The sequence below is a fragment of the Belnapia moabensis DSM 16746 genome, assembly GCF_000745835.1.
Taxonomy (GTDB): domain Bacteria; phylum Pseudomonadota; class Alphaproteobacteria; order Acetobacterales; family Acetobacteraceae; genus Belnapia; species Belnapia moabensis.
This window is the reverse complement of sequence record NZ_JQKB01000038.1, coordinates 13,626-38,128: the sequence shown is the minus strand read 5'-3', so window position 1 is coordinate 38,128 and position 24,503 is coordinate 13,626. Positions and strand designations below refer to the sequence as shown.

Annotated in this window: 18 protein-coding genes and 2 pseudogenes; 8 read left to right on the top strand and 12 right to left on the bottom strand. The window is 66.6% G+C overall.

The features are described from left to right. Window positions 1–6: 6 nt before the first annotated feature. The gene (locus EP26_RS19920) at window positions 7–1,260 is read left to right on the top strand and encodes an ABC transporter substrate-binding protein (protein WP_043341215.1); all 1,254 of its coding nucleotides are present in this window, start codon (window positions 7–9) and stop codon (window positions 1,258–1,260) included. Between the two features lie 88 nt (window positions 1,261–1,348). Further along, entirely contained in the window at window positions 1,349–1,879 is a 531-nt protein-coding gene (locus EP26_RS19915; protein WP_052389407.1) for a VOC family protein, read from the top strand. Between the two features lie 477 nt (window positions 1,880–2,356). Here EP26_RS19915 and EP26_RS19910 read toward each other — a convergent pair whose 3' ends face one another. Next, window positions 2,357–3,652 carry an ABC transporter substrate-binding protein gene (locus tag EP26_RS19910; protein ID WP_342669115.1) on the bottom strand — a complete coding sequence of 432 codons (1,296 nt, stop codon included), beginning with the start codon at window positions 3,650–3,652 and terminating at the stop codon, window positions 2,357–2,359. 276 nt (window positions 3,653–3,928) lie between these two features. Here EP26_RS19910 and EP26_RS19905 point away from each other — a divergent pair, with 276 nt between their 5' ends. After that, complete coding sequence (locus EP26_RS19905; RefSeq protein WP_043341212.1) at window positions 3,929–5,077, top strand: iron-containing alcohol dehydrogenase; 1,149 nt, start codon at window positions 3,929–3,931, stop codon at window positions 5,075–5,077. A 68-nt stretch (window positions 5,078–5,145) separates the two neighbouring features. Next, window positions 5,146–5,835 (top strand): enoyl-CoA hydratase/isomerase family protein, encoded by a 690-nt coding sequence (locus EP26_RS19900; protein ID WP_211259486.1) that lies wholly within the window; start codon window positions 5,146–5,148, stop codon window positions 5,833–5,835. A gap of 55 nt (window positions 5,836–5,890) precedes the next feature. On the opposite strand, the gene EP26_RS19895 is transcribed toward EP26_RS19900, so the two are convergent. The 7 genes and pseudogenes from EP26_RS19895 to EP26_RS19865 form a co-directional block, all read right to left on the bottom strand. Further along, window positions 5,891–6,601, bottom strand: a complete 711-nt coding sequence (locus EP26_RS19895) for an ABC transporter ATP-binding protein (protein WP_043341209.1) — start codon at window positions 6,599–6,601, stop codon at window positions 5,891–5,893. Next, on the bottom strand, window positions 6,594–8,399 hold the full coding sequence (locus EP26_RS19890) for a branched-chain amino acid ABC transporter ATP-binding protein/permease (protein ID WP_052389406.1): 1,806 nt from the start codon (window positions 8,397–8,399) through the stop codon (window positions 6,594–6,596). Before EP26_RS19890 ends, EP26_RS19895 begins: the two co-directional genes overlap by 8 nt. Then, on the bottom strand, window positions 8,396–9,286 hold the full coding sequence (locus tag EP26_RS19885) for a branched-chain amino acid ABC transporter permease (RefSeq protein ID WP_043341208.1): 891 nt from the start codon (window positions 9,284–9,286) through the stop codon (window positions 8,396–8,398). The genes EP26_RS19890 and EP26_RS19885 overlap by 4 nt, the downstream gene beginning before the upstream one ends. 2 nt (window positions 9,287–9,288) lie before the next feature. Further along, complete coding sequence (locus tag EP26_RS19880; RefSeq protein ID WP_052389405.1) at window positions 9,289–10,491, bottom strand: ABC transporter substrate-binding protein; 1,203 nt, start codon at window positions 10,489–10,491, stop codon at window positions 9,289–9,291. Window positions 10,492–10,517: 26 nt separating this feature from the next. Then, window positions 10,518–11,291: a carboxymuconolactone decarboxylase family protein gene (locus EP26_RS19875; RefSeq protein ID WP_043341207.1), complete on the bottom strand. Its 774-nt coding sequence runs from the start codon at window positions 11,289–11,291 to the stop codon at window positions 10,518–10,520. Between the two features lie 457 nt (window positions 11,292–11,748). Next, a pseudogene (locus EP26_RS19870) lies at window positions 11,749–12,830 on the bottom strand (IS5 family transposase). 76 nt (window positions 12,831–12,906) lie between these two features. Continuing rightward, complete coding sequence (locus EP26_RS19865) at window positions 12,907–14,700, bottom strand: flavin-containing monooxygenase (protein ID WP_043341206.1); 1,794 nt, start codon at window positions 14,698–14,700, stop codon at window positions 12,907–12,909. Between the two features lie 155 nt (window positions 14,701–14,855). Between EP26_RS19865 and EP26_RS19860 the strand changes: the two genes are divergently transcribed. The 3 genes from EP26_RS19860 to EP26_RS19850 are packed head-to-tail and all read left to right on the top strand — an operon-like array spanning window position 14,856 to window position 18,443. Beyond that, complete coding sequence (locus tag EP26_RS19860) at window positions 14,856–16,310, top strand: FAD-dependent oxidoreductase (RefSeq protein WP_043341205.1); 1,455 nt, start codon at window positions 14,856–14,858, stop codon at window positions 16,308–16,310. A 30-nt stretch (window positions 16,311–16,340) separates the two neighbouring features. Further along, entirely contained in the window at window positions 16,341–17,180 is an 840-nt protein-coding gene (locus EP26_RS19855; RefSeq protein WP_043341204.1) for an aspartate/glutamate racemase family protein, read from the top strand. Between the two features lie 30 nt (window positions 17,181–17,210). Continuing rightward, the gene (locus EP26_RS19850; protein WP_043341202.1) at window positions 17,211–18,443 is read left to right on the top strand and encodes an ABC transporter substrate-binding protein; all 1,233 of its coding nucleotides are present in this window, start codon (window positions 17,211–17,213) and stop codon (window positions 18,441–18,443) included. Window positions 18,444–18,981: 538 nt separating this feature from the next. On the opposite strand, the gene EP26_RS32160 is transcribed toward EP26_RS19850, so the two are convergent. Next, window positions 18,982–19,266, bottom strand: a complete 285-nt coding sequence (locus EP26_RS32160) for a transposase (protein WP_211259485.1) — start codon at window positions 19,264–19,266, stop codon at window positions 18,982–18,984. A gap of 105 nt (window positions 19,267–19,371) precedes the next feature. Between EP26_RS32160 and EP26_RS33345 the strand changes: the two are divergent. Beyond that, a pseudogene (locus EP26_RS33345) lies at window positions 19,372–20,431 on the top strand (IS630 family transposase). Window positions 20,432–20,560: 129 nt separating this feature from the next. Here EP26_RS33345 and EP26_RS35010 read toward each other — a convergent pair. The 3 genes from EP26_RS35010 to EP26_RS19830 form a co-directional block, all read right to left on the bottom strand. After that, entirely contained in the window at window positions 20,561–20,704 is a 144-nt protein-coding gene (locus EP26_RS35010) for a hypothetical protein (RefSeq protein ID WP_157033635.1), read from the bottom strand. 231 nt (window positions 20,705–20,935) lie between these two features. Continuing rightward, window positions 20,936–22,342: an MFS transporter gene (locus EP26_RS19835; protein ID WP_169747433.1), complete on the bottom strand. Its 1,407-nt coding sequence runs from the start codon at window positions 22,340–22,342 to the stop codon at window positions 20,936–20,938. A gap of 520 nt (window positions 22,343–22,862) precedes the next feature. After that, the gene (locus EP26_RS19830; protein WP_043341200.1) at window positions 22,863–24,488 is read right to left on the bottom strand and encodes a flavin-containing monooxygenase; all 1,626 of its coding nucleotides are present in this window, start codon (window positions 24,486–24,488) and stop codon (window positions 22,863–22,865) included. Window positions 24,489–24,503: the final 15 nt, after the last annotated feature.

Below are 24,503 nucleotides of genomic sequence, written 5' to 3'. Positions count from 1 at the left end.
CGAGGGATGACGATGGTAGCCAAACACCATACTCGCCGGGCTCTGTTGGGTTCGGCGGTCACTGCCGGTACCCTAACGAACATACCCGCACGCGCCCAGGTGAGTGGGGCAGGCCGGCCGCGTCTGCGGCTTGGCATCATCGCTGACCTGTCCGGACCTTATGCCGATCTGAGTCGGCCATCAGAGGTCTGCGCGCGGCAGGCGCTGGAGGATTTCAATGTCTCCGCCCGTGGCTGGGATGTGGACGTGCTTGTCGCCGACCACCAGAACCGGGCCGATGTCGCGGTGGCGACTGCGCGACGATGGATCGATCAAGATGGGTTAGACGCGCTGGTGGAAGTCTCCACCTCCGCCACCTCGCTTGCGGTGAATACGATCGTACGTGAGAAGAACAAGGTCTTCTTGGCCTCGGGTCCCGGAACCAGCGACCTGACCGGCGCCCAATGCAGTCCGAATACCATCCATTGGGTGTGGGATACCGCGATGCTGGCACGGTCCGTGGGCTCCTCGGTCCTGCGGCAGGGCGGCGACAGCTGGTTCTTCCTGGGTGCTGACTATGCTTTCGGCCATCAGCTCGCGCGTGACACCACCGCAGTTGTGCAGGGTGGCGGAGGCCGCGTTGTGGGTTCGGTATTCCATCCATTCCCAGGGACGACGGATTTCTCCTCGTTTCTACTCCGGGCTGGGTCATCGGGCGCCAAGGTGTTGGGGCTCTGCAATTCGGGCGCGGACCTCATCACCTGCGTAAAGCAGGCCCGCGAATTCGGCATTGCCCGCCGCATGAAGATTGTTGGCCTGCTGACTTACGACACGACGGTCCACTCCCTCGGGCTGCAGGAAGCGCAGGGGCTGCAGATCGCTGCGACCTATTATTGGGATCTGAACGATCGGACCCGCTCATGGCAGGCCAGGGTGCAGCCGAAGACCCCGAAGCTGTATCCCAACATGGTGACGGCCGGCATTTACTCATCGACTATGCACTATCTCAAGGTGGTGGCGGATATGGGCGTGGCGGAGGCGAAGCTGGATGGGGCCGCAGTGGTTGCCCGCATGAAGGCCATGCCGACCGATGACGACTGCTTCGGACCAGGCCGCGTCCGCGAGGACGGGCGCAAGCTTCACCCGGTCTATCTCCTTGAGGCAAAGAAGCCGGCTGAAAGCCGGCACGAATGGGATATGCTCAAGGTGGTCGAAACCCTCACGCCCGAGAATGGCTTCCGTCCCATCAGCGAAGGAGGATGTCCGCTGGTACGGACTTGAGACCGTCGACCAGCGGGGCCGCTAGGAGACGCCGCACCATCCAGCAGGTCCCATGACCGGTTTCTGTGGAAAAGCGCTAGGAGGCACGATGCAGGAGGCCCCGCTTGCCCAGAATATCATCCAAGTCGGGATCGTCGTCCGCGACCTGGACACTGCGCTCGGAAGCTACGCCAACAAGCTGGGGGTCGGCCCGTGGCGCGTGTACACCTATGCACCGCCGCTGCTGAGCGAGACCAAGGTCCGGGGGGTAGCGGTGGCGTACAGCATGAAACTCGCCCTTGCCTGGACCAAGGGCATGATGTGGGAGCTGATCCAGCCGCTCGATGGGCCATCGATTTATTGGGAGTTTCTGCGTGACCATGGTGAGGGCGTGCACCACGTCATGATCGATTATGGCGACCGGTCGCTGGCGGATGTGACGGCGGAGTTCGCCGCCCGTGGCTGGCAGGCCATTATGGAGGGAAACTATCGTGGCAGCCAGTTTGTCTATTACGGCACGGAGGCCAGCCTGAGCACCACCATTGAGGTGCGGCATTCCGAGCCCGGGTGGCAGCGGCCCGAGCCTGATTACTGGTACCCCACAGCGCCCTCATCGGCGGGCCGTTCGGGACGCGACTGACTTTAGGAACTGGCGATGGTGGCCACCTTGTTGCGTCGAACCGGTAGGAATGCGGTAAAAACACAATACCTGTACCGAAGCCGCCGGCAATGATGCCAGCACCGTCTGACCAGACGGCGTCAGCCAGCGCCCCGTCGGTAGCGCACCACCTCGGGCGTAAGGGTCAGCTCGCGCACCAGGATGTCTTGGTAGCCCCTGAACCATGAGCCCGCGGGCGGCGGCGACCTTCACCACCGCCTCGGCGGTCACCATCTCGCGGTCGCGCTTGGCACCCCGCCGCCGGCGTGGCCGTTTGCCACCTTTGGTCGACCCGGCGCCGCCGGTCGCCTGCTTCATCCCGGATGGCCGGGTCGGTAGCTGCGGCGGCAAGCTATCGCAAGGTCGCAACAAGATGAAGACTTACGAGACCACGTGCTTCGCTGAGCCTGCCTCGCGGGTTCGCAGGGCCCAGCCAATCGCCTCGGCTCCCCTACGGGATCAGCCGGCAACCAAATGGCAGCCACCCTCGGCCAGGGGCCGGAAGGCCTTCTCAGTCCCGGTCGTAGCCATCAATTCGTAGTAGTCCCAAGGACCGCGGCTGGCTTCCGGTGTCTTGACCCGAAACAGATAGACCGGGTGGAGCTTGCGGCCATCCTGACGGATCCGGCCGGGGCCAAAGACATCGTCATCGGTTGGCATCGCCTGCATGCGGGCGACGGTCGCAGCGCCGCTGCGCTTCGCCTCGGCCACGCCCATATCCGCCACGGCCTTCAGGTAATGCAGCGTGGCTGAATAGCAGCCGGCCTGGCTCATGTTGGGCCGCTGCCCGCCGGTCTTTGGCAGGACCCGCTGGGTGAAGCCGCGGGTGCGCTCGTTCAGGTCCCAGTAGAAGCTCTCCGTCAGCATCAGGCCCTGCGCGGTGGGCAGGCCGATGGCGTGGACGTCGTTGATGTAGAGCAGCAGCGCCGCAAGCCGCTGCCCGCTGCGCACGATGCCGAACTCCGCCGCCTGCTTGATGGTGTTGACCGCATCCTCGCCGGCATGAGCCAGGCCGATTACCTTGGCCCGGCTTGCCTGGGCCTGCAGCAGGTAGGAGGAGTAATCCGTGGTGCCCGGTGCCGGATGCGCAGCGCGGCCCAGCACCCGGCCACCGGCCTTACGCACCGCATTTGCCGTGTCTCGCTCCAGCGCATGGCCGAAGGCGAAGTTGGCGACGATGAAGAACCAGCTATCGCCGCCGGTGCGGACCACGGCATTGCCGGTGCCATTTGCAAGCATCCAGGTGTCATAGGTCCAGTGTATGCCGTTCGGCGAGCAGACCCGGCCGGTGAGGTCCGCTGTGGCGGCGGAGGAGTTGATGTGAATGCGGTCCTTCTCCCGCGCGATGCCATGCACCGCCAGCGCCACGGCGCTGTTTGAGACGTCGAGGATTAGATCAACGCCGTCACGGTCGAACCATTGTCGGGAGATACTGGCGCCGACATCCGCCTTGTTCTGATGATCGCCGACCAGCACTTCCACCGCCATGCCGCGGGAGGTGGCACCGAATTCCTCGATTGCCTGGCGGACACAGGCGATCGAAGTGGCGCCGGTGCCACCGCTGTATGGGCCTGACTGGTCGCTTAATACGCCGATGCGAAGCGGTGGCGTGCTGCCGAACTGGGCGCGTGCTCCGGCCAAAGGCAGGGCTGTGGTCGCACCGACGGTACTGAGGAACTGACGACGTAACAAATTCATGGCGTTTCCTCCTGTAAATAGGCGCCGAATCAGGACCCCTGTCGGAAGCGGCCGCAAGGAGCTAAACTTAATGCTGAATTTGGCGAGTGGGTGGGGTCTCGATCGGCGCTGATTGGAACCTCACCTTACGCTGCTTTTTTCGTGTTTCATCAAAGCTGTGAACTGAATCCCGCGGGGTCCCAGTTCGACGCTTATTCACACCCAAGCCACCGACCGGCTCAGCCGGATGGGGATGGTTCTCGGCGCCTCATGCTGCTGCTCGTAAGCGAGTGCAGCATGGTGCAGGAGCTGCGAAGGTTGATATGCTTATCCGAGCCAACGGAGGAAATGCCGATGACCCGGAACGGGCGCGTGGTGTTCAGCCAGATGGAGGAGGTGGTATTCGGCCGGCCTGCGGCTCAGGCAGTAGCTGAACAGGCTGCGCGCCTGGGCGCCACGCGCGTCCTGGTGATGGCAAGCGCCACCCTCGCGCGGGACACCGACCATGTTGCGCGCATCCGTGATGCACTCGGTTACCGGTTCGCGGCGCAATACCAGGGCATGCCGGCGCACTCGCCCCGCCGCGCCGTGCTGGACGCCACCCGCATGGCGCGCGAGGCGGCCGCCGATCTGATCGTCACGGTCGGGGGCGGCTCCCTCACCGATGCGGCGAAGGCGGTGCAGCTCTGCCTCGCCAATGGTATAGACAGCACCGAGGCGATGGACCGGCTGCGCCCTGGCGGCCCGCCGCCGCAGGTACCGAGGCTGCGCCAAGTGGCGGTGCCCACCACCCTTTCGGCCGGCGAGTTCAGCGCCTTTGCTGGGGTCACGGACGAGCGCAATCGGGTGAAGGAGATGTTCCATCACCCCGGGACCATCCCCGCCGCCGTGGTGCTCGACCCGGCGATGACGCTAGCGACACCGGAATGGCTTTTCCTCTCCACCGGCATCCGCGCAGTGGATCATTGCGTCGAGGGGATCTGCTCCGCGGAGGCGCAGCCTTATGCCGATGCGCAGGCGCTGCACGGTCTGGGACTGCTCGCCTCCGGCCTGCCGCGGGTGAAGGCGGACCCGGGTGACCTCGACGCAAGAATGGATTGCCAGCTGGGCTCCTGGCTGTCCATGGCGCCGCTGGCGACCGGCGTGCCGATGGGCGCCAGCCATGGTATCGGTTACGTCCTGGGCGCCGCTTTCGACATCCCGCATGGGCACACCTCCTGCATCATGCTGCCGTCGGTAATGCGCTGGAACCGTGCGGCCAATGCGGAACGCCAGGCGAGGGTGGCTGCCGCCATGGGCCACCCGGGCGGCGAAGCGGCGGAGGCGCTGCACGCCCTGATCGCCGGGCTCGGCATGCCGCGCAGCCTGGACGCAGTCGGCATCGGGCGGGACGCCTTCCCCCGCATCGCCGAACGCGCCATGGTCACACCCTGGGTGCCGCGCAACCCGCGCCCCATCGAGGGGCCGGCGCAAGTCATGGAGATCCTGGAACTCGCGGCGTGAGCCGCCTTGAGACTTACCGCGACAAGTTCTCGTGCCTCAGAATGCGGCGCGAGGATGGCATCCTGGAGATGCGCCTTCACACCGACAACGGCCCGCTGCGCTGGGGCCTGGTGCCGCATGGCGAGCTACCCGACGCCTTCGCCGAGGTGGGGCGTGACCGCGACAATCGCGTGGTGATCCTGACCGGCACGGGCGAGGAGTTCTCCGGCCTCCGCGCCACGGCCGCGACGCGCTCGCTAGCCCAAGGCATCACCGCTGCGGCCTATGACCGAGTCCACTGGGAAGGCCGCGCGCTGCTGATGAACCTGCTGAACATCGAGGTACCGGTGATCGCCGCCATCAACGGGCCGGCTTGGCGGCATTGCGAGATCCCGCTGCTGTCGGATATCGTGCTTGCCTCCGAGACAGCGCAGTTCCAGGACTCGGCGCATTTCATGTCGGGCATGCTGCCGGGCGACGGCATGCACATCCTCATGCCGCTGCTGATGGGGGTGAACCGCGGCCGCTACTTCCTGCTGACCGGTCAGACGCTGAGCGCCCAGGAGGCGCTCGCCCTCGGCCTGGTGAACGAGGTGTTGGCCCAGGCACAGGTCCTGGACCGGGCATGGGAACACGCCCGCCTGCTGACGCAGAAGCCAACGCTGCTGCTACGCTACACAAGGCTAATGTTCACCGAGCATCTGCGAAAGCGCATGCAGGATCTGCTGGGCTACGGCCTGGCCATGGAGGGCCTGGCGCTGATGGAGCAGCCGGAATAGCCCTGCCAGGGCCGGCGCGGCGCGTCAGCTGCCGCGGCCGGTCGGGCGCGGTCGCCTACAGGTAACTGGCGGCCAGCGTGGTGCCGTCCTGGCCGCGTAGCAGCTCCTCGCCAGCGCCGGCCAGCACCACCCGGCCGCGCCGCAGCACCATCCCCTGGCGCGAGACCTTCAGCGCCAGTGCCGCCATCTGCTCGGCGATGATGACGACGATGCCGCTCTTTGCGGCGTAGTCAGTGATGAAGCCGTAGATCTGCTGCACGATAATCGGCGCTAGGCCGAGCGAAGGCTCATCCAGCAGCAGGAAGCGCGGGTTGCGGATGGTGGTACAGGACAGGATCAGCATCTGCTGCTGCCCGCCCGAAAGTAGCCCGGCGGCGGTGCGCGCCTTGGTCTCGAGGATGGGGAAGCGAGCATAGACCTCGGCCAGGGATGCGGCCAGCTTCTCGCGGCGGGCGCCGAAGCTCCAGGCCAGCCTCAGGTTATCCTCCACTGTGAGCTGGCGGAACAGCCGGCGGCCCTCCATGGCGTGCGCCACGCCGAGCCGCGCCCGTGCCGGCGGCGGCAGGGCGGTAATGTCCTGGCCATCCAGCAGCACCTGGCCGGCGACCACGGGTGCGATGCCGGAGACCGCCCGCATCAATGACGACTTGCCCGCGCCATTGGCGCCGAGGATGGCGGTGATGCCACCCGGTGCGGCCTGGAGCGAGACGCCTTCCAGTGCCCGCACTGCGCCGTAGTGCACCGAGAGATCGCGCAGCTCAAGCATGGGCGGCCTCGTCGCCGAGATAGGCGGCTATCACCTGCGCATCGCCACGCATGCCGGTGATGTCACCGCGGTAGATCATCCGGCCGCTGTCCAGTACCACTACCTCGTCCACCAGCTCCGCCAGGAAATCCATGTGGTGGTCGATGAGCAGGATGGCGAGGCCCATCGCCTTCATGTCGCGGATCAGCTGCGCGAGCCGGTCCATCTCCGTCTCGGACAGTCCCGCCGCGGGTTCGTCGAGCAGGATGACGCGTGGGCGGGCGAGCAGGGCACGGCCCACCTCGGCCATGCGGCGGGTTCCATATGGCAGAGTGTCGATTGGCCGGTCCGCCACCTCGGTGAGGTCCGACAGCGCCAGCACCGCCTCCACAAGCGCCAGCTGCACGGCTTCCTCAGCGATGGCGCTGGGCAACGCCAGCGTGGCGGCGAGGCCGCTATGGCGCAGCTGGCGGTGCGCGCCGAGCAGCAGGTTCTCCCGCACTGTGAAATGCGGCACCAGGCGCGGGTCCTGGAAGGTGCGTACCACGCCGGCCGTGGCCACCTGGTGATCGGGCAGGCCGGTGATGTCGCGCCCCCCGAAGCGCACCTGGCCTGCGGCCGGCCGGTAGATGCCGGTGACGACGTTGACGAAGGTGCTCTTGCCCGAGCCGTTGGGGCCGACTAGTGCGGTGATCCGCCCTGGCTCCAGCCGCAGCGAGACGTCATCCACCGCTACCAATCCGCCAAAGCGCATGGTGATGCCCTTGGCTTCCAGCGCGGCGCCGTCACCGTCTGGGCGCAGCGCCGTCGCATCGGCGCGCTGCCCGGCGGCACGGGCCAGGGCGCGCGGTTTGATAAAGCGCGGCGGGTCGAATAGCAGACCGCCGATGCCGCGCGGCAGCACCAATAGGGAGAAGGTGAGGATCAGCCCATAGGCGATGAACTGCCATTCGGCGAAAATTTGCAGCCGTTCGGGCAAGAAGGTGAACAGCGCAGCACTCAGCACCTGGCCCGCAATGGAGCCGAGGCCGCCCACGATGGCGATGACCAGCACCTCGATCGAGCGCGGCAGCGCGAAGCTCTCCGGGCCGAGATAGCCGACCAGATGGGCGTAGAGCGCCCCCGCCAGCCCCGCCAACGCACCCGAGAGCGCATAGGCCAGCTGCTTGGTGCGGCCGGCCGGGATGCCAATGCTGCCAGCTGCGATCTCACTGACCTGGATGGCGTAGAAGGCACGGCCGATGCGCGACTGCGTCAGGTTGCGCACCAGTAGGATAACGCCGGCAGTGATGAGCAAGACAAGCTGGAAGTAGCGAAGCCCATCAACCTTGACGCCCAAGATCGTCAACGTGCGCAGCGCCGCTGAGGGTACGCCGGGCAGGCCCATGGTACCGCCAGTCAAGTCATTCCATTCTCGGACTATTTCGAAGAACACCATGCCGAAGCCCAGCGTCATCATCGCCAGGTAGACGTCGCGCACCCGGTTTGCGGGAAAGGACAGCAGCCAGCCAGTCAATCCCGCCAGCAGCACCGCCGCCGGTACACCGAGCGTGACGTCCAGCCCATGAGTTTTCACCAGGATGCCGGTGCAATAGGCGCCAATGCCGAAGAAGCCAGCATGGCCGAGCGAGATCTGTCCGGCGAGGCCGGTGAGCAGGTTGATGCTCTGGGCGAAGATTGCGGCTACCAACACGAAGCTGGCGATCTGCAAGGTGCCGGGGGAGAGCAGCGACGCCGCCAGCAGCAGCGCCAGCACCAGCGCCACCTGCACACGCCAGTCTGCGACGACTGCGCTCAGCCGCGATCGCAGAGCATTCATGCCTTGCTGACCTCCGGCCGGCCAAACAATCCTTGCGGCCGTACCGCTAGCGCCAGCATCAGCAGCGCAAAGGCGATGCCGTGTTCCGCCGCGGTGGAAACGTAGCCGCCCACCAGCTTGCTGATCACCCCCACCAGCAGCCCGCCAGCCAGCGCGCCGAGCGAGCTACCCATGCCGCCCAGCACCGCGGCGACGAAGCCGAGCAGCACCAGGTCGAAGCCGAAGGCGGGGTCTACCGTACCGCCGATCTGGGCGATCAGCACCCCAGCCACCCCCGCCAGGATCGAGGAGAGCATAAAGGAGCCAAGGATCAGGCGCCGCACCGGAATGCCTTGCACCAGCGCAAGCTCCGGGTCGAGCGAGACGGCGTGCACCGCCTGGCCCCAGACAGTGCGGCGGATAAAAAGTTCGAAGGCCAGGATCAGCGCGACGGCGACCGCCAGCACCACCAGGTACTGCAGAGAGATGTACTGCCCGAACACAGTGACGAAATCCTGTGCGGTGAACACCACGTCGGGGAAGGCTACGGCCTGGGAGCCGAAATACTTCGCTGCCATGCCCTGCAGGAAGATCCCGAAGCCGAGAGTAGAGACCACCCAGCCCATGCTGCCGCCGCTGGACTCCAAGGCGGGGCGCACCGTCCAGCGCTCAATGAACATGCCGAGCGCCGCGACAATGGCGAGGCTGCCCACCACCGCCAGCGTGATGGCGAGCCCCTGGCTAGAGATGAAAACCGTGAGCATGGCGCAAAGCATCATTAAAGAACCCTGGCCGAAATTCAGCGTCTTCGTCGTCCAGAAGGTGAGGTTCAGGCCGAGCGCGATGAGCGCATAGACCGCGCCCACGCTGATCCCAGCCAGCAGCAGCGAGAAGAAAAAGTCATCCATCTCTAGTCACGGAGCTCCAGCACCACACGGTCGCCGCGCTTCAGCATCTCGTAGGTGCCGAGATCCTCCAGCTTTAGCGCCACGTGGTTCTGCGAGGTGAAGCTGATGCGGCTGATCGTAGCGCCTTCATAATCCTTGGTCTGGTCCAGGGCGCGGACCACGTCGGCGGCGGCGGTGGAGTTGACACGACGGATCGCGTCGATCAGCAGGTTGATGCAATCATAGCCGCTGCCCACGGTGCCGGCGAGTGAGATGAGCGGATTGGCAGCGTCGGGACCGTACCACCGATCGGTACCGAACTTCGCCCGGTAGAGATCGGCGAATTTTTGCGCCGCGCCATGCATCGGGCGGCGCCCAAAGGCGGCATGGTTCACCGCACGGGTACCCGCCACCAAGTCGCCGGCACCTTCAATATACGGCACCGTCACCGCGCCGGCGGCGCCGAACAGCGCGAGATTGATGTTTAGCCGGCTCATGTTACGGCGGATCACCGCGAAGTCGGCGCCCAGCCCGATGACCAGCATCGCCTCGGCATTGGCGCGCTGCACGCGGACCAGCTGGGCGGTCATGTCCTGGGCGCGCTGGTTGTAGCTTTCCACCGTCACCCGCGCGGCCGGCTTGCGCCGCATAATCTCCCGCCGCACCAGGTCGGCGCCGGTCACGCCGTAACCGGTGCTCTCATGCAAGATGCCGATGCGGGTAAACTCCGACAGGGCCGCCGCCAGTTTCTCGGACTCCACCAAATTGCCGATAGAGATGGAAAACAGGTTGGGCCGCGGCGGCTTGTCCGGACCATTAGGGTAAACGATGGTAGGCGTCTGCGCCTGCGGGTTGATGATTGGCCGGCCGTCGGCCTGGATCATGTCGGCGATTGCCAAGGTGGGACCGGAGCCCGAGGGGCACATCAACCCGACGATCTCCCGGTTGTCGAGGATGCGACGCAGGTTCTGCACCGCGCGATCCGGCACCAGCTGGTCGTCCAGTACCTCGGCCAGTTCCACCATGCGGCCATTGATGCCGCCAGCCTTGTTGCATTCCTCCACCGCGATCTGTGCGCCGCGATTGATGCCCTCGCCGAATTCGTTGAACGGGCCGGTGAGCGCGGCGGTGAAGCCGAATTTGATGGTGCCGGACTGCGCCCGGACCAGGCCGGGCAGCGTCAACGCGGCGGCACCTAGAGCCAGGCTCCTGCGGTCGATCTTCATGCTTGGTTTCCCCCTACGCTTCGCCGTCAGGATTTGCCGGTCGCCTGCAACTCTTCCAGCAGGATCGGCACGCCATGCGTGGTGCTGTGGATGCCGAGCACGCTGGTGAGCTCCAGCACCTCCATGATCTCCTGCCGCGTCGCGCCGAGCCGGATGGCATTGCGGATGTGCACGCGGGTGCCGGGCGCGTATAGGTGCGTCGTTGCGGCATCGATGGCGATGTAGATGAACTCCTTCACCTTCGGCTCCAGCATGCCAAGTCGCCAGGGTACCGAGGAGAAGTGCATGTAGGCTTCAAAGAAGTCAGGCGAGAGTGCGAGAACATGGTCCCACAGCTCGCTCCAGTAGCCGCGCGCGGCGGTGAACTCCGCCTTCAGCTGCGCCTCACGCTCGCCGCCCGCACCGGGCTGCGGCATCTCCGCGCCGCGCCCGGCGGCGGCCATCTCTTCCACCAGGATGGGCACGCCGTCCGTCACGCTGTGGATGCCGAGCACGGAGATGAGTTGGAGCACCTCCATGATCTCCTGGCGGGTAGCGCCGAGGTGCAGCGCGTTGCGCATGTGCGTGCGGGTGCCCGCAGCGTGCAGATGAGTCGTAGAAGCGTCGATAGCGATGTAGATGAACTCGCGGACCTTCGGCTCCAGCACGCCATGTCGCCAGGGCACAGCGGAGAAGTTCAGGTAGGCCTCGAAGAAGTCGGGATCGAGTGCGAGCACCTGGTCCCAAACCGGGCTCCAATAGCCGCGTGCCTCGGTGAACGCCTCCTTCAGCGCACGCTGGCGTGGCGAGAGCTCGCTCATGGCCGCTCGTTTCCTCCCTATCGGCCCTGGACACGTATGCCGCGCCTCGGCCGGCCAGAAGCATGCGGCATTGCACTGGGATTGAAAAGCGCCCTTGCGCCATGTGGCGATAGCGCTGGGCGCAGCGGGCCCCACACCCTTCGCGGGCGAGTAGGCACCGGGTGGGCACTGCGCCAACAAATGTCGCCACCTGTGCGGTTGCCGATCACCAGCGGCTGGCCAGCAGCCGCCTCACCTCGTCCAGCAAACCGTTAGCGCCAGCCGGTCTCCGGGTTGGGCCTGAAGTTCTGCGTTTGATGCATCGACAGGCCGGATGCTTTAGCAGGCTGCTGAAAAGCCTGCCAGCAGGGCGGGAGCGGGCCATTTTCCGGTATGGGTGGGCTCTTGGGGCGGCAACGGCACGTAAAGTGCGCCGCGCCTTTCCCTCGATAAGCGTTGTACGGGCGGTCTTCGGGCCTCACGCCGCGCCAAGCAGCCTCGGTAAGCGGACCAGGTTGTATGCGGCCATGGCGAGGGTGAACTGCCAGTCGATTTTGGGCAGGCCGCGGTGCCGGGCCTTGCGCAGCCCGGCGACGGTCTTGGCCCAGCCGAACGCCTCCTCGATCCGCTTGCGGATGCGCTGGCTGACGGCGTAGCCGGGATGGCGCGTGGTGCAGCCGTCGATCGCCGAGCTTCGCCCGCTGGTGTTCTGCGCCAGATGCGGGGTGACGTTGACCTCGCGGAGTTCGGCGACGAAGTCGCGGGCGTCGAAGCCCTTGTCTGCGCCGAGAGTGTCGAGTTCGGGCGGTCGGCGTGCGGCGCGATCAGGTGCAGCGCGGCCAACCGCTCGGCATGGCCCGAGGCACGAGTGGCGGCGGCACCGACGATCAGGCCGTTCCGGTTCTCCATGAGCGCGTGGCCTATGAAGCAGAGCTTGGCCTCCTTGCGCGGGCCTTTGCGGAACAGCTTGGCGTCCGGGTCGGTTGTGGAGGCATGCGTGTCATTGCTGCGCTTCTGACCGCGGAAGTCCTGCTCGCCGTTGCGCCCGGCGTCAGGTGGCGGGCCCGAGCCGTCCTTGTGCCAGAAGCTTTTGGTGCTGGCCCAGGCCTCCAGCAGCGTGCCGTCCACTGAGAAATGCTCGGTCGAGAGCAGGATGCGGACCCTGGGCTGCGCCAGCACGGCCGCCAGAAAGCGCGCGGCGACTTCGCCGGCCAACAGCCGGTCGCGGTTCTTGGTGAAGGTGGTGGCGTCCCAGACCGGGTCATCCACGCCGAGCCCAACGAACCAACGGAACAGGAGGTCGAAGTCGATCCGCTCCACCAGCTGGCGTTCCGAACGAATGGAGTAGAAGGCCTGCAGCAGCAGCGCCCGCAGCAGCCGCTCCGGCGGGATCGAGTCACGGCCCACCGGCGGATAGAGCGCGTCGAACTCAGCCGACATGTCCGCCAGTGCCGCGTTCACGATGGCCCGGATCGTCCGCAGCAGGTGATCGGGGCGGATCCGCTGCTCGAGATCGACGTAGCTGAACAGCGAACCCCGCACCTCGTCCTTGCCGCGCATCCCGATCTCGCCCCTCCCGCAGAGGCGAGCGAATCACGATCCGGCGCCAGCCACGAGAGGGAATTTCAGCAACCTGTTAGAGCGGGCCGAGTTTCCCGAGTTCCATCGCCTTGATCTGCAACGCGAGATACTTCGAGTTGATGCGGCACTGTGACAGGCCGCCGGCGATGAACCAGAGGCCCTGCTGTGGCGTGCGCTTGTACATGTTATTCAGCTCGCCATCCTCGCCGATGCCCCAGACCGGCCCGATGCGCTCCAGCATCGCATCGCCGAGGGCACGGCGGACCAGCTCCTCCTGTGGGTAGTAGCCTGTCGCCAGGATGATGAGATCGGCCGGCACGGTCGAGCCATCCTTCAGCAGCGCGCCGCCGGCGGTGAAGCGCTCGATCCGGTCGTACTGCAGTAGGCCGATCTCGCCCCGGATCATGAGGGCGGAACTGCCAGCATCGAGGTTGTAGCCGCCGCCGCGGCGGAAGTACTTCATCTGGTGGCCGGCCTCGTCCTCGCCGACGTCGTGCTTGAAGCCGATTTCCTTGAGGCCCGCGATCATGTCTCGGTCGAGCTCGAGCATGCGCTTGGTCACCGACTTATAGGCCTTGACGATCAGCGGCGGCGTGGCGGAGGAGACGATCAGGTCGCAATCCTCGAGCGGCCCGCCCTCATCCCAGATCGCCTCGTTGAGCCGAGCGCTCGGGTCGATCGACACCACCGTCGTCGATCCGCGCTGGATGAGCGTCGTCTTCACGCCGTGGCTGTGCAGGTCGAGTGCGATGTCGTTGGCGCTGCTGCCGGTGCCGAGGATGAGCGCGGATTTGCCCTCCCAACCCGCGCCGCTGTCGAAGCCCTCGGAGTGGATGATCTGCCCCTGGAACTCCTCGAGGCCCGGCAGCTCCGGCACCTTGGGAAAGCTGCTGACGCCGTTGGCAAAGACGAGGTGCCGCGGCCGCAGGATGCGCTCGCTGCCGTCGGCGCGCCGCACCCGGGCCGTCCAGCATCGTGCCGCCTCGTCCCAGGCGCCGCCGACGAAGGTCGTCTCCGTCCAGCAGTTGATCTCCATGGCATCGGCGTAGAACTCGAACCAGTTCCCCAGCATGTCCTTCGGGATGTATTTCGGCCAGGTCGGTGGGAATTCCATGTAGGGCAGGTGGTTGAGGTGGATCGAGTTGTGCAGCGCCAGCGAGTGGTAGCGCCGGCGCCAGCTGTCGCCGATGCGCGGCCATTGCTCGACGATCAGGGTATCGACGCCGAGCTGGTTGAGCCGCGCGGCGATCGAGAGCCCCGCCTGGGCAGCGCCGATCACCAGCACCGCCGGCTCCCGGTCGTCATAGGCGATGGCCCTGCGGCGCATGTCGGCCCAATTGTCGCCGCCGAAATTCCGCGAATAGGCCGCGCCGGACGGCCGGTTGGCGCCAATCTTCTCCTCATGGCCCCTCAGCGCCTCGAGCGTGGTCGAGAGCAGCCAGGCCCGCATCGCGCCGCCTTCCTCGGGCGAGGGCGACAGCCGGATGAGACCCGCGCCGCGGCCATCGGCCGTGGCGAATTCGAAGATCGCCTCGATGCTGTCGATGCCCAGGCGCTTGACCTGACGGGGCGGCTTGCGGCCCTGCGGCAGGTGGAAGCCGTGCGCCGCGGTTCGCGCCTGCTCCGCCGCCAGGCGCGCGGCGATAGCCTCCCGGCCCGCGGTCGGCGTCAGGTGCCAGGTGAAGGCGAGGATGTCGCGCCAGTGGGAGTCCTCGTGGAACAAGGCGCTGATCCGCGCGGCATCGCGCGACGCTAGCGCCGCCTCGAAGGCCTCGAGCCACCCGGTAGCCAGGCGCCGCGCCTGCGCCGCGAGCTGCATGTCGTGGAGGGATTGATCGAGATCGTCCATCGTCTCCTCGCCCCGAGGCGTTGTTGTTATTGCCGCCCCCTCCGGGGACTATAGGCGGGTCATCAGGCCTGTCCATGCGACGTCGATGGGCGGGCACCCGGTGCATTTGATCTTGGCCGCCGCCGTGCCATGCTCCCGGCCGGGGAGAACGCCGGATGCGCGAAAAGCGTTTCGAAGTGGTCGTGGCCGGTTGCGGCGTCGCCGGGCTGTCCGCCGCCGTCGCCGCGGCCGAGGCCGGCGCCAGGGTCGCCGTGCTGGAACGCGCGCCGCCCGAGGAACGCGGCGGCCAGAGCCGCTACACCGAGGCCTATCTCCGCATGAAGAGCGAGGTCGAGGTCACCGACGACTTCGAAACCCATCTCGCTGAGAACAGCAGCGGCACCCTCGACCCCGATCTGATTGCCGAGAGTGCCCGCCCGCCTGGGCAGCGCGCCGCTTATGCCGCAGCTCTCTCGATGGCTGAGCCCAGCTTCATCGCCACCTTCGCCGACGAGGCCGGCCCGACCATCGCCTGGCTGAAGGGTTTCGGCCTGCGCTTCGACTTCCTGCCAACCCAGTTCCTCACCCGGTCTCAGCCGCGCCTGCTGCCGGTCGGCGGCGGGCTCGCGCTGGTCGACGGGCTGGCGGCACGCGCCGAGGCGCTCGGCGTCGAGATGCTGTACGACACCACGGCGGAACGCCTGGAACGGGATGAGGATGGCCGCGTGGCCGGCCTGCTCGCCCGCAGCCGGCAAGCGGGGCCGGTCCGGCTCCATGGCCGGGTCGTCCTCGCCTGCGGCGGCTTCGAGGGCAATGCCGAGATGCTCGCACGCTACATCGGCCCGCGCGCCGCCTTCCTGCGGCCGATCTGCAAGGGCGCGCACTTCAACCGAGGCGATGGCATCCGCATGGCGCTCGAACTCGGCGCCGCGACCGCGGGCGACTTCGGCAGCTACCATGCAGAGCCGATTGATCCCCGCTCCGGCGTCTCCGAGCCCTCGGTCTTCATCTTCCCCTACGGCATCCTGATCAACAGGGACGGCCACCGCTTCACCGACGAGGCGCCGGGCACGGTCGATGCTCATTACGAAAGCATCACCAGGCGGATCTTCGAGCAGCGCGACGGCAATGCCCATGTCGTGCTCGACGCCAGGCACCAGCGCGTGCCGAATTTCCGCCGCGCCCTGCGCACCGACCAGCCTCCGATCGTGGCCGACAGTCTGGAGGCGCTGGCCGTGAAGCTGGCGGTCCCGCCGGCCGCGCTGGCAGCGACAGTACGCGACTACAATGCGGCCTGCATGCCGGGCGACTGGCGGCCGCTGGAGGCGGATGGCCTGGCGACGCAGGGGCTCGACCCGCCGAAGTCTAACTGGGCCCTGCCGGTCGACGAGCCGCCCTTCCATGCCTATCCGATCATCTCCGCCAATGTCTTCACCTTCGGCGGCGTGAAGGTGGACAGCGATGCGCGCGTGCTGGACAGCGACGGCGCTCCGATCGAGGGCCTCTATGCCGCGGGCGAGATCATCGGCACCTACTACCGCACCTATACCGGCGCGACCTCCGTGCTGAAGGGCCTCGTCTTCGGCCGTCTGGCCGGCCGACATGCGGCACGGCGCGACAATGCCGCCTGACCGCCGGGCCGGCTCGAGGACGCGGTAGCCATGCGGATCTGGCACCAGAGCTTCAGCGACCTCGACCGCGCGCCGGTTTACCGCGCCGCGCTAGCGCGCCACGCCGCGGCGGTGCTGCCGCCCGGGGACGCGGTCGCCCTGCACGGACTGCGCCCCGGGACCTACGGGCTCGACGTTGCGCCGATCCACGCCATCCGCCACTGCTACCTGGAGTATCTGAACGAGGCGCAGGTGATCGAGGCGGCCCTGGCGGCGGAGCGGGCCGGCTACGATGCCTTCGCCCTCGGCTGCTTCTTCGACCCGGCGCTGCGGGCCGTGCGGTCGCTGGTGGACATCCCCTGCCTCGGCCTGTCCGAGACCTGCATGCTCGTCGCCTGCTCGCTCGGCCAGCGCTTCGGCCTGGTGGCCCTGGAGGCCAGCCAGCGCGCCCGGCATGAGGAGCTGGCGCGCAGCTACGGCCTGCGGGAGCGCCTGGCCGGCGTGGTGGCGATGCACCCGCCGATCGACGAGTACAGCCTCGAATGCGAAGAGGATGCTGCCCGTCCCCTCCTCGCGGCCTTCCACGCGGCCTGCGGCCGGCTGGTGGAGATGGGTGCCGAGGTGGTCATTCCCGGTGACGGGTTCCTCAACGAATTCGTCTGGCGCCAGGAGCTGGCGGCTAGCCACGGCGCGGTGGTGATGGACGCGCTCGGCACGCTGTTCCGCTACGCCCAGTTCATGGCGGGCGCGCGGGCCTCGATCGGGCTGCAGGTCAGCCGCGCCGGCAATTACGCCCAGCCACCGGCGGCGATGCTGGCCGCGGCCCGGCGGGCGGCAGGCGCCGCCGACATGGCGGAGGACAGCTTCTCGGGGGCGGCAGACCGCCGCTGAGAGCTGGCCGCAACAGGGAGGGGACAACACATGCGACGCGCAATCCTGGGAAGCCTTCTGGCGGCAGGCTGCCTGGCGGCCGGCCTGCCGGCGGCCGCGCAATCGCCGGCGCCGCGGCGCGAGGCGATCCGCATCGGCATCCTCAGCGACCTGTCGGGCAGCTTCGCCGATGTGGCCGGCCCGGGCTCGGTGGTGGCGGCGAACCTGGCCGCGGAGGATTTCGGCGGCCGCGCGGCCGGCCTGCCGGTGCAGATCCTATCCGGCGATCACCAGAACCGCGCCGATACCGGCTCGGCCATCGCGCGCCGCTGGTTCGACATGGAGGGTGTCGACGCCATCGTGGACCTGCCCAACTCCGCCGTTGCCCTGGCCGTGGGCGAGGTCGCGCGCAATGCCAACCGCGCCGCGCTGGTCACCGCGGCGGTGGCCAGCCGGCTGACCGGCGATCTCTGCTCGCCGAACCTCATCCACTACTCAATCGATACCTGGTCGATGGCTAACGTGCCGAGCCGGGCACTGGTGCAGCAGGGCGGCGCCACCTGGTTCTACGTCACCGCCGACTACGCCTTCGGACATGATCTCGAGCGCCAGTCCAGCGACGCGGTGACGCGGGCGGGCGGACAGGTCGTCGGCTCAGTCCGCCACCCGCTCGGCACCACGGACTTCTCCTCGGTGCTGCTGCAGGCCCAGGCCTCGCGCGCCTCGGTGGTGGCGCTGGCGAATTCGCAGGCGGACTTCATCAATAGCATGAAGCAGGCCTCCGAATTCGGTCTGACACGGCGTGGGCAGCGCGTCGTCGGCCTCGCGGTCTACATTTCGGACATCGTGTCACTGGGGCTCGAGCCGACGCAGGGCGCCATCGTAGTCGGCAATTTCTACTGGGACCTGAGCGAAGGCACGCGCAACTTCAGCCGGCGCTTTGCCGAACGGATGGGCGGGCGGATGCCGACGGACCTGCAGGCCAATGTCTATGCTGCGGTGACACATTACCTTAAGGCCGTGGATGCACTGGGCAATTCGACTGACGGCCGAGCGGTGGTCGCACGCATGAAAGCGACGCCGACGGAGGATCTAGCTTTCGAGCGAGGAGAGATCCGGGCGGACGGGCGTCGCATCAGCCCAGTCTATGTGTTCCAGGTCAAAGCACCAGGAGAGTCGGTAAGCCGGTACGATGTCTACCGTTTGGTCCGACAGGTTCCGCTCGAGGAAGCCTACCGGCCGATCGCGCAAGGTGGTTGCTCACTCGTGCAGGGGGGCGGCTAGTAGACTTGTGTGCGAATAGCGGTAACGTTACCGCTTGGCTCTGATCGCTGTAAGCGATTAGCGGTGCAGAGGTAACCTGTTGCACGGGTCGATAGTAGGGTGCATTGAACTCAAGCCCTGTTCCAGGCCTTGTGATGCGGACGTAGTTCGTACGCTCAAGATCCAGCATTCGGTTCAGCACGCTGGCCGCGATCGCCACCTCGGTTGCCTGACGTCCGTCCGTATGCGCACGTAGACCATCGCCGACCACGCGCTTCCGGCGCGAGATATTGGCCTGCACCAGAGCGGGAATGTTGTATCCAGATGCCCGCGGGCATCCCATGCGGCCGCGCTCAGCGATACATCCCAGATGCGCATCGCGCTGCGTCGGTGTGGTCTCGGCTGTATCGCTTGGCACCGCACTCGCGCGTGGCGGCACGAAGACAGTTGCATCGGGATGGCGCGCCGCGACTTCGGCCTAGACGTCGTCTCCGTCGTATGCGCCGTCGCCAGTGAAGAACGCCATCAGTCCGTCCACTTGGTCGAGCAGCGGACCGACCTAGGAGCCATCATAGGCATTCCTGTCGGTCAGCGCCGAGGTGACGATCTGCCCAGTGTCGGCATCGGTGGCGAGGTGCAGTACTTGCCAAGCCCGGCGCCGCTTGCTGCCGTGCTTCTCCTCCAGCCACTCGTCCCAGCCACAGAGCTTCAGTCCCATACTGGCTACCGGCAGGTGCACCGGCGCGCTCCCCGCCTCTGGCCGCGGCACCACCAGCGTCTCGGCCCGACGGCTCAGGGTGCTATGGTCCGGCACCGGCAGGTCGAGGCCGAGCAGCTGCAGCACGGAGGCGATTAATACCAACCGCCGTTGTCACTGCCTCGCATGTGATCTGCTGTTTGCTGCGGACGTGATCCGCTGTCTCCGGGGGTTCGATTCGGGAGGCTTGGAATGGCGGCGGTAGTCACGCGGCAGGACTTGTCAGCGGCTGCCCTGAGGCAGGCCGCAGCCCGCAGTCGGGAGGCGACTGCAGCGCGACGCATGCTGGCTCTTGCCTTGCTGCTGGAAGGGCAATCGCGCACGGACGCGGCCGAACCCTGCGGCATGGAGCGGCAGACCCTGCGCGATTGGGTGCACCGCTACAATGCCGAGGGGTTGGCAGGGCAGGTGAACCGGCGCGCACTGGGCCCCACGCCGCGGCTCCTGGCCGAGCAGGAGGCCACAGTGGAGCGCCCGGTCGAGCAAAGGCCCGATCTGGAGCGCGATGCTGTGGTGCGCTGGCGCTGCCGCGACCTGCAAGCGCGGATCGAGCGCCAGTTCAAGGTTAGCCTGCACGAGCGCGCGGTGGGCAAGCTGCTCACCAAGCTCCGTGTCCGGCGCTTGTCGGTCCGCCCTTCCCATCCGCAGAGCGACCTGGCCGCGCAAGCGGCTTTTAGGGGGGCTTCAGCGAACTGGTAAGGACGGCGGTCGCTGATGCGGCGCATGGCACGCCCATTGAAGTCTGGTTCATGGATGAGGCCAGGGTCGGCCAGCAGGGCACGCGGACCCGCATCTGGGCCAAGCGCGGCACGCGTCCGCGTGCGGTCCGCGATCACCGCTACACCTGGGCCTACCTGTTTGGCGCGGTCTGCCCCAAGCGCGGCGTGGGCGCGGCAGTGGTAATGCCCACCGTCAATGTCGAAGCCATGAACATCCACTTGGCGGAGATCAGCCTGGGCGTGAGCGTAGGAGCCCATGCTGTCCTCGTCCTCGACGGCGCGGGCTGGCACACCTCACCCAAGCTGCAGCTGCCCACCAACATCAGCCTGCTGCAGCTGCCCCGCTCTGCGCCCGAACTGAACCCGGTCGAAAGCCTGTGGGAGTTCCTGCGGGCCAACCTTCTCAGTCATCGCGTATGGGAAGCTACGACGCCATCGCCGACGCCTGCTGCTCAGCCTGGAATGCGCTTATGCGCAGCCCAGTACAAGTCACCTCCATCACGACCCGCGCTTGGGCACAGGTCAAAGTTTAAGGCGATTGGTATGCCTCCTCGGTCTGGCGCAGCGCCAAGCGGAACACGGCTCACAACGTCAGAACTGTGGCGATCGTCAACGCTGAATACGAGGGCTGGCTGCCCCGGCCAGTGCGTGGCTCAGCCTTTTCAGGCCTCGACCGCCTCCGGCGTAAACCACACGGTGAGGCTGCCGCAGGCGCGAAGGCCAGCGCCGTACTCGGCCCAGTTGGTCACCCGGTGCTGCTGCTTTGGGATGTGGTAGCGCCGAGCGGCGTTCGCTTCGGACGGCAAGAGAGATGCCCCTGTAGGATGAGGGACCTCGCCCCGGCCTCATTCTACCCGACGCCACCCAGGCCGGCGATCGATGCAACAAGGTCGCGCCACAATGCTCCGCGGTCGGACAGCCAAGGCGCCGATGCGGTCTTGGCTGATGGACTTCCCCTGCACTGGGCAGCGCCATGGCGGCCGGGCTGCCCCGACCGCCCGCTTGGCGAGACGGTGCCCGATAGTCAGGAGCGGCGTTCAGACATGGATGCCGTCGAGATCCTTGCCTGCATTCTCCGGACTGTAGAACCAAACCACCGCGCCTTGTAGCAGCATCACCACTGGAATCAGCAGGAAGGCCGCGGCGAAGCTGCCGGTACTTTCGCGAAGCCAGACTGCAACAAAGGGCCAGAGAACATAGCCGATAAAGAAGGCGACCGCCCAGGAGAAGCCGTTGCCGGTGCCGCGGATGCGGGTCGGATAGATCTCGGTTGTATAGGTCGTCGCCGGTCCCCAAACGCCGAGGAAGCCGATACTCCAGAGCAGGCCATAAGTCCAAAGCATGGGCTTGGTATCGGCATAGACCCAGAGGGTCAGGAACAGCGCACCCTGCAGCAGCATCAAAAGGAAGCCGAGGCGGCGGCCAAATCGATCAATGATCCAGCCGGCACCGGCGATGCCGACCACGCCGATCAGCCCCCAGGCGATGTAGAAGCTGCCATACTCCGCCGCCGACCAGCCATGCGCCTCCTTCAGGAACAAGGGCATCCAAAGCCCAACGGTAGAGAAGGCGATCAGGTTGGTGGTGGCGACAAAGGTGGCGAGAGCGGTGTTGCGCCGCATGTCCGGCAGGAAGAGCTGCCGCACGCCCACTTTGTCGGCTTTGCTGATCCAGGCGCTATCATCCTCGTTCAGCCGCGTGCCGTGCGAGAGATGTTCGCGGATGCGCCGCTTGCGGTCCATGGTGCGGACCCAATAGGGTGATTCCGGGCAGAGCAGGCGGACGTAGATGGCCAGCAGCGCCACCACGCCCGGCAGGATGAAGGCCGCGCGCCAGCCCCAATTGCCGACGACAAATGCGGTAATGGTGCCGGCCAGTGCCGCGCCGACGCCCCAGGCCGCGCGATCGGCGCAAACGATACGGCCACGCAGGCGTGCCGGCCACGTCTCCGCCACCAGCATGGAGCCGATGGCCCATTCGCCGTTAAGTGCGAAACGGCACATGGCATAGGCGGCGACGAAGAAGCCCCAGCTTGGCGCAAAGGCCACTACCGGCATCATCAGCGAGAACATGGCGATGTTGATTGCGAGCAAGTTGCGCCGCCCGTAACGGTCCGCTAGCCAGGGCCAGAGGTAGAGACCGATGATGCCGATTAGCATGGCGATCTGCACACCGGTCCGGTACTCGGGCAGGCCGACGGCGAATTCGGCCATGACCATCGGTGCGACCAGCGCGAAGATCGCGCCATCCATGCCATCGAAGCCCCAGCCCAAGCCATTGGCCCAGGCGATGTGCCAATGCGTGCTGGTCAGCTTCTGCTGTTGGGCGACATTGCGATAGGCTGGGGAGCGAAGGTGCCGCTCCTCAAGAGGGCCGCCTGCAGTCAGGGCGGAATCGGTAGTGGGTGTCGGTCCGTGGGCAACTCCGAATGCTGTAGTGCTCATCGTGGTTTCCTCCTGGTTCGCGCGTTGCTCGCGCTTGGCCATCCGCCTTTGAGACGTATGGGTGGACCATGGTGGTTGGCGCAGCTTTGTCCGCGCTGAGAGGATAGTGGCCGCAGCTTGCGGTTGCGGCAATCCTCAACCGGCGACGGCACCGGAGCCTTATTCTGCCGCGCCGAGTAATTGGTTTTGTCAGAACTCGAGCTAGAAACCTCCGGATTGTCTGACGGGCAGTTGCGGTTGGAGTTCCGGCCTGCTGACACCCAGCCGGGGTTTTGGAATGGAATGCATCTGTTGTGGGTCAGCCGCTGTCGCCGAGCGGCCGGAGCACCGCCCAGGACTGTTGAGGCTCCCGCTGCCGCGACTGCAACAAGCCATACAACGCGCGCAGGCATAGCCCAGCAGCAGCAGGGCGCGGTCGCGGAGGCCAGCCAGACTGTTCGAGCCACCGGTGGTGACCAGGCGGCGGATCCACGCTGTGGTCGGCGCCGCCGACTGCCAGGCGGCGTCTGCGGCCGCGAAGCTATTGAGCCGCTGCTCGGTCCATTTGGAGGAGAAAGCCGCTGTAGCTGTCCTTCGCTGCATTATCACAGGCCTGCCGGTAGGCGGCAACTCCACCGATGTAAGGCATAAAGACGCGCGGCTTGCCTTGGACGTTGGCACCCATGTACCAGGAGCCGGCGCGCGGGTAGAGCGTACGGCGGGCTACCTCATTGTTATGTTCCATCCAGCGCTCTTGAGCCGTGGCTTCAGCTTCTAGCCGCACCGCGCCGTGGCGGCGCATCCAGGCCATGCAATCGACGATCCAGTCCACATGCTGCTCGATCGAGACGATCATGTTGGTCAGCACCGACGGACTGCCAGGACCGGTGATTATGAACATGTTCGGAAAGCCGACGGTGCAGAGGCCGAGATAGGTCTTCGGTCCCTCCGCCCAGACCTCGGTTAACGGCAACCCGCCGACGCCGCGTGGGTTGATGGCAGTGAGCGCGCCGGTCATCGCGTCGAAGCCGGTAGCGTAGATAATGCTGTCCACCGGGCGTAGCGTCTCGTCGCTGAGCAGCACGCCCTCTGGCACGATGCGTTGAATCGGCGTCGCGCGCAGGTCCACCAGCGCCACGTTAGGTCGGTTGAAGGTCTCGTAGTAGCCGCTGTCGGCGCAGATGCGCTTGGTGCCGATCGGGTGGTCCTTAGGAGCTAGCAGTTCGGCCAGCTGCGGGTCCCGCACCGTGGCGCTGATCTTGGCGCGCACGAACTCCGCAGCCGTATCGTTGGCGGCGGCGTTGGTCACCAAGTCATTGAAGGCGACCATGAAGGCGGTACCGCCTCGTTCCCAGCGGCGCTCGTACTCGGCCCGGCGCTCGGCCTCCTCCACTTCCAGCGCACCCTTGTCGTTCAGGTCGTGCAGGATGCCGGTGCGCATGCCCCGTGCCCGCTCGCGCCGCCCGGAGTAGTCAGACTTCCAGAGATTCTCGTACTCAGTGTCCATGGGCTGATTGTGCGTGGGAATGCTGAAATTCGGCGTGCGCTGGAATACCGTTAGCTGCGCCGCCTGCTCGGCAATGACCGGGATGGCCTGGATGCCCGAGGATCCCGTGCCGATCACCGCCACCCGCTGGCCGGTGAAGTCCACCGGCTCATGCGGCCATTGCCCGGTGTGGTAGGTATTGCCCCGGAAATCGGCGATGCCCTCGATCTCGGGCAGGCGCGCGGCGGACAGGCAGCCGGTGGCCATCACCAGGTAACGCACCCGGAGCTTGTCACCACGGTCCGTTCGCACCGTCCAGAGGCAGGCGGCCTCGTCCCATTCGGCTGATGTCACCGAGGTCTCGAAGCGGATGTCGCGGCGGAGGTCCAGCCGGTCCGCCACCCAGTTGGCGTAGCGCAGGATCTCCGGCTGGCCGGCGAAGCGCTCGCTCCAATGCCACTCCTGCTGCATCGCCTCGTCGAAGCCGTAGGAGTACTGCATGCTCTCGACGTCGCAGCGCGCGCCGGGGTAGCGATTCCAATACCAGGTGCCGCCCACTCCTGTCGCCCGCTCGAAGGCCATGGCGGTGAAGCCCGCGTCGCGCAGCCGGTGCAGCATGTAGAGGCCGGCGAAGCCGGCGCCGACCACGACGACGTCGGGGTTGCTCGGGGTCTGGACCATCTCGTTCTCCCTCAT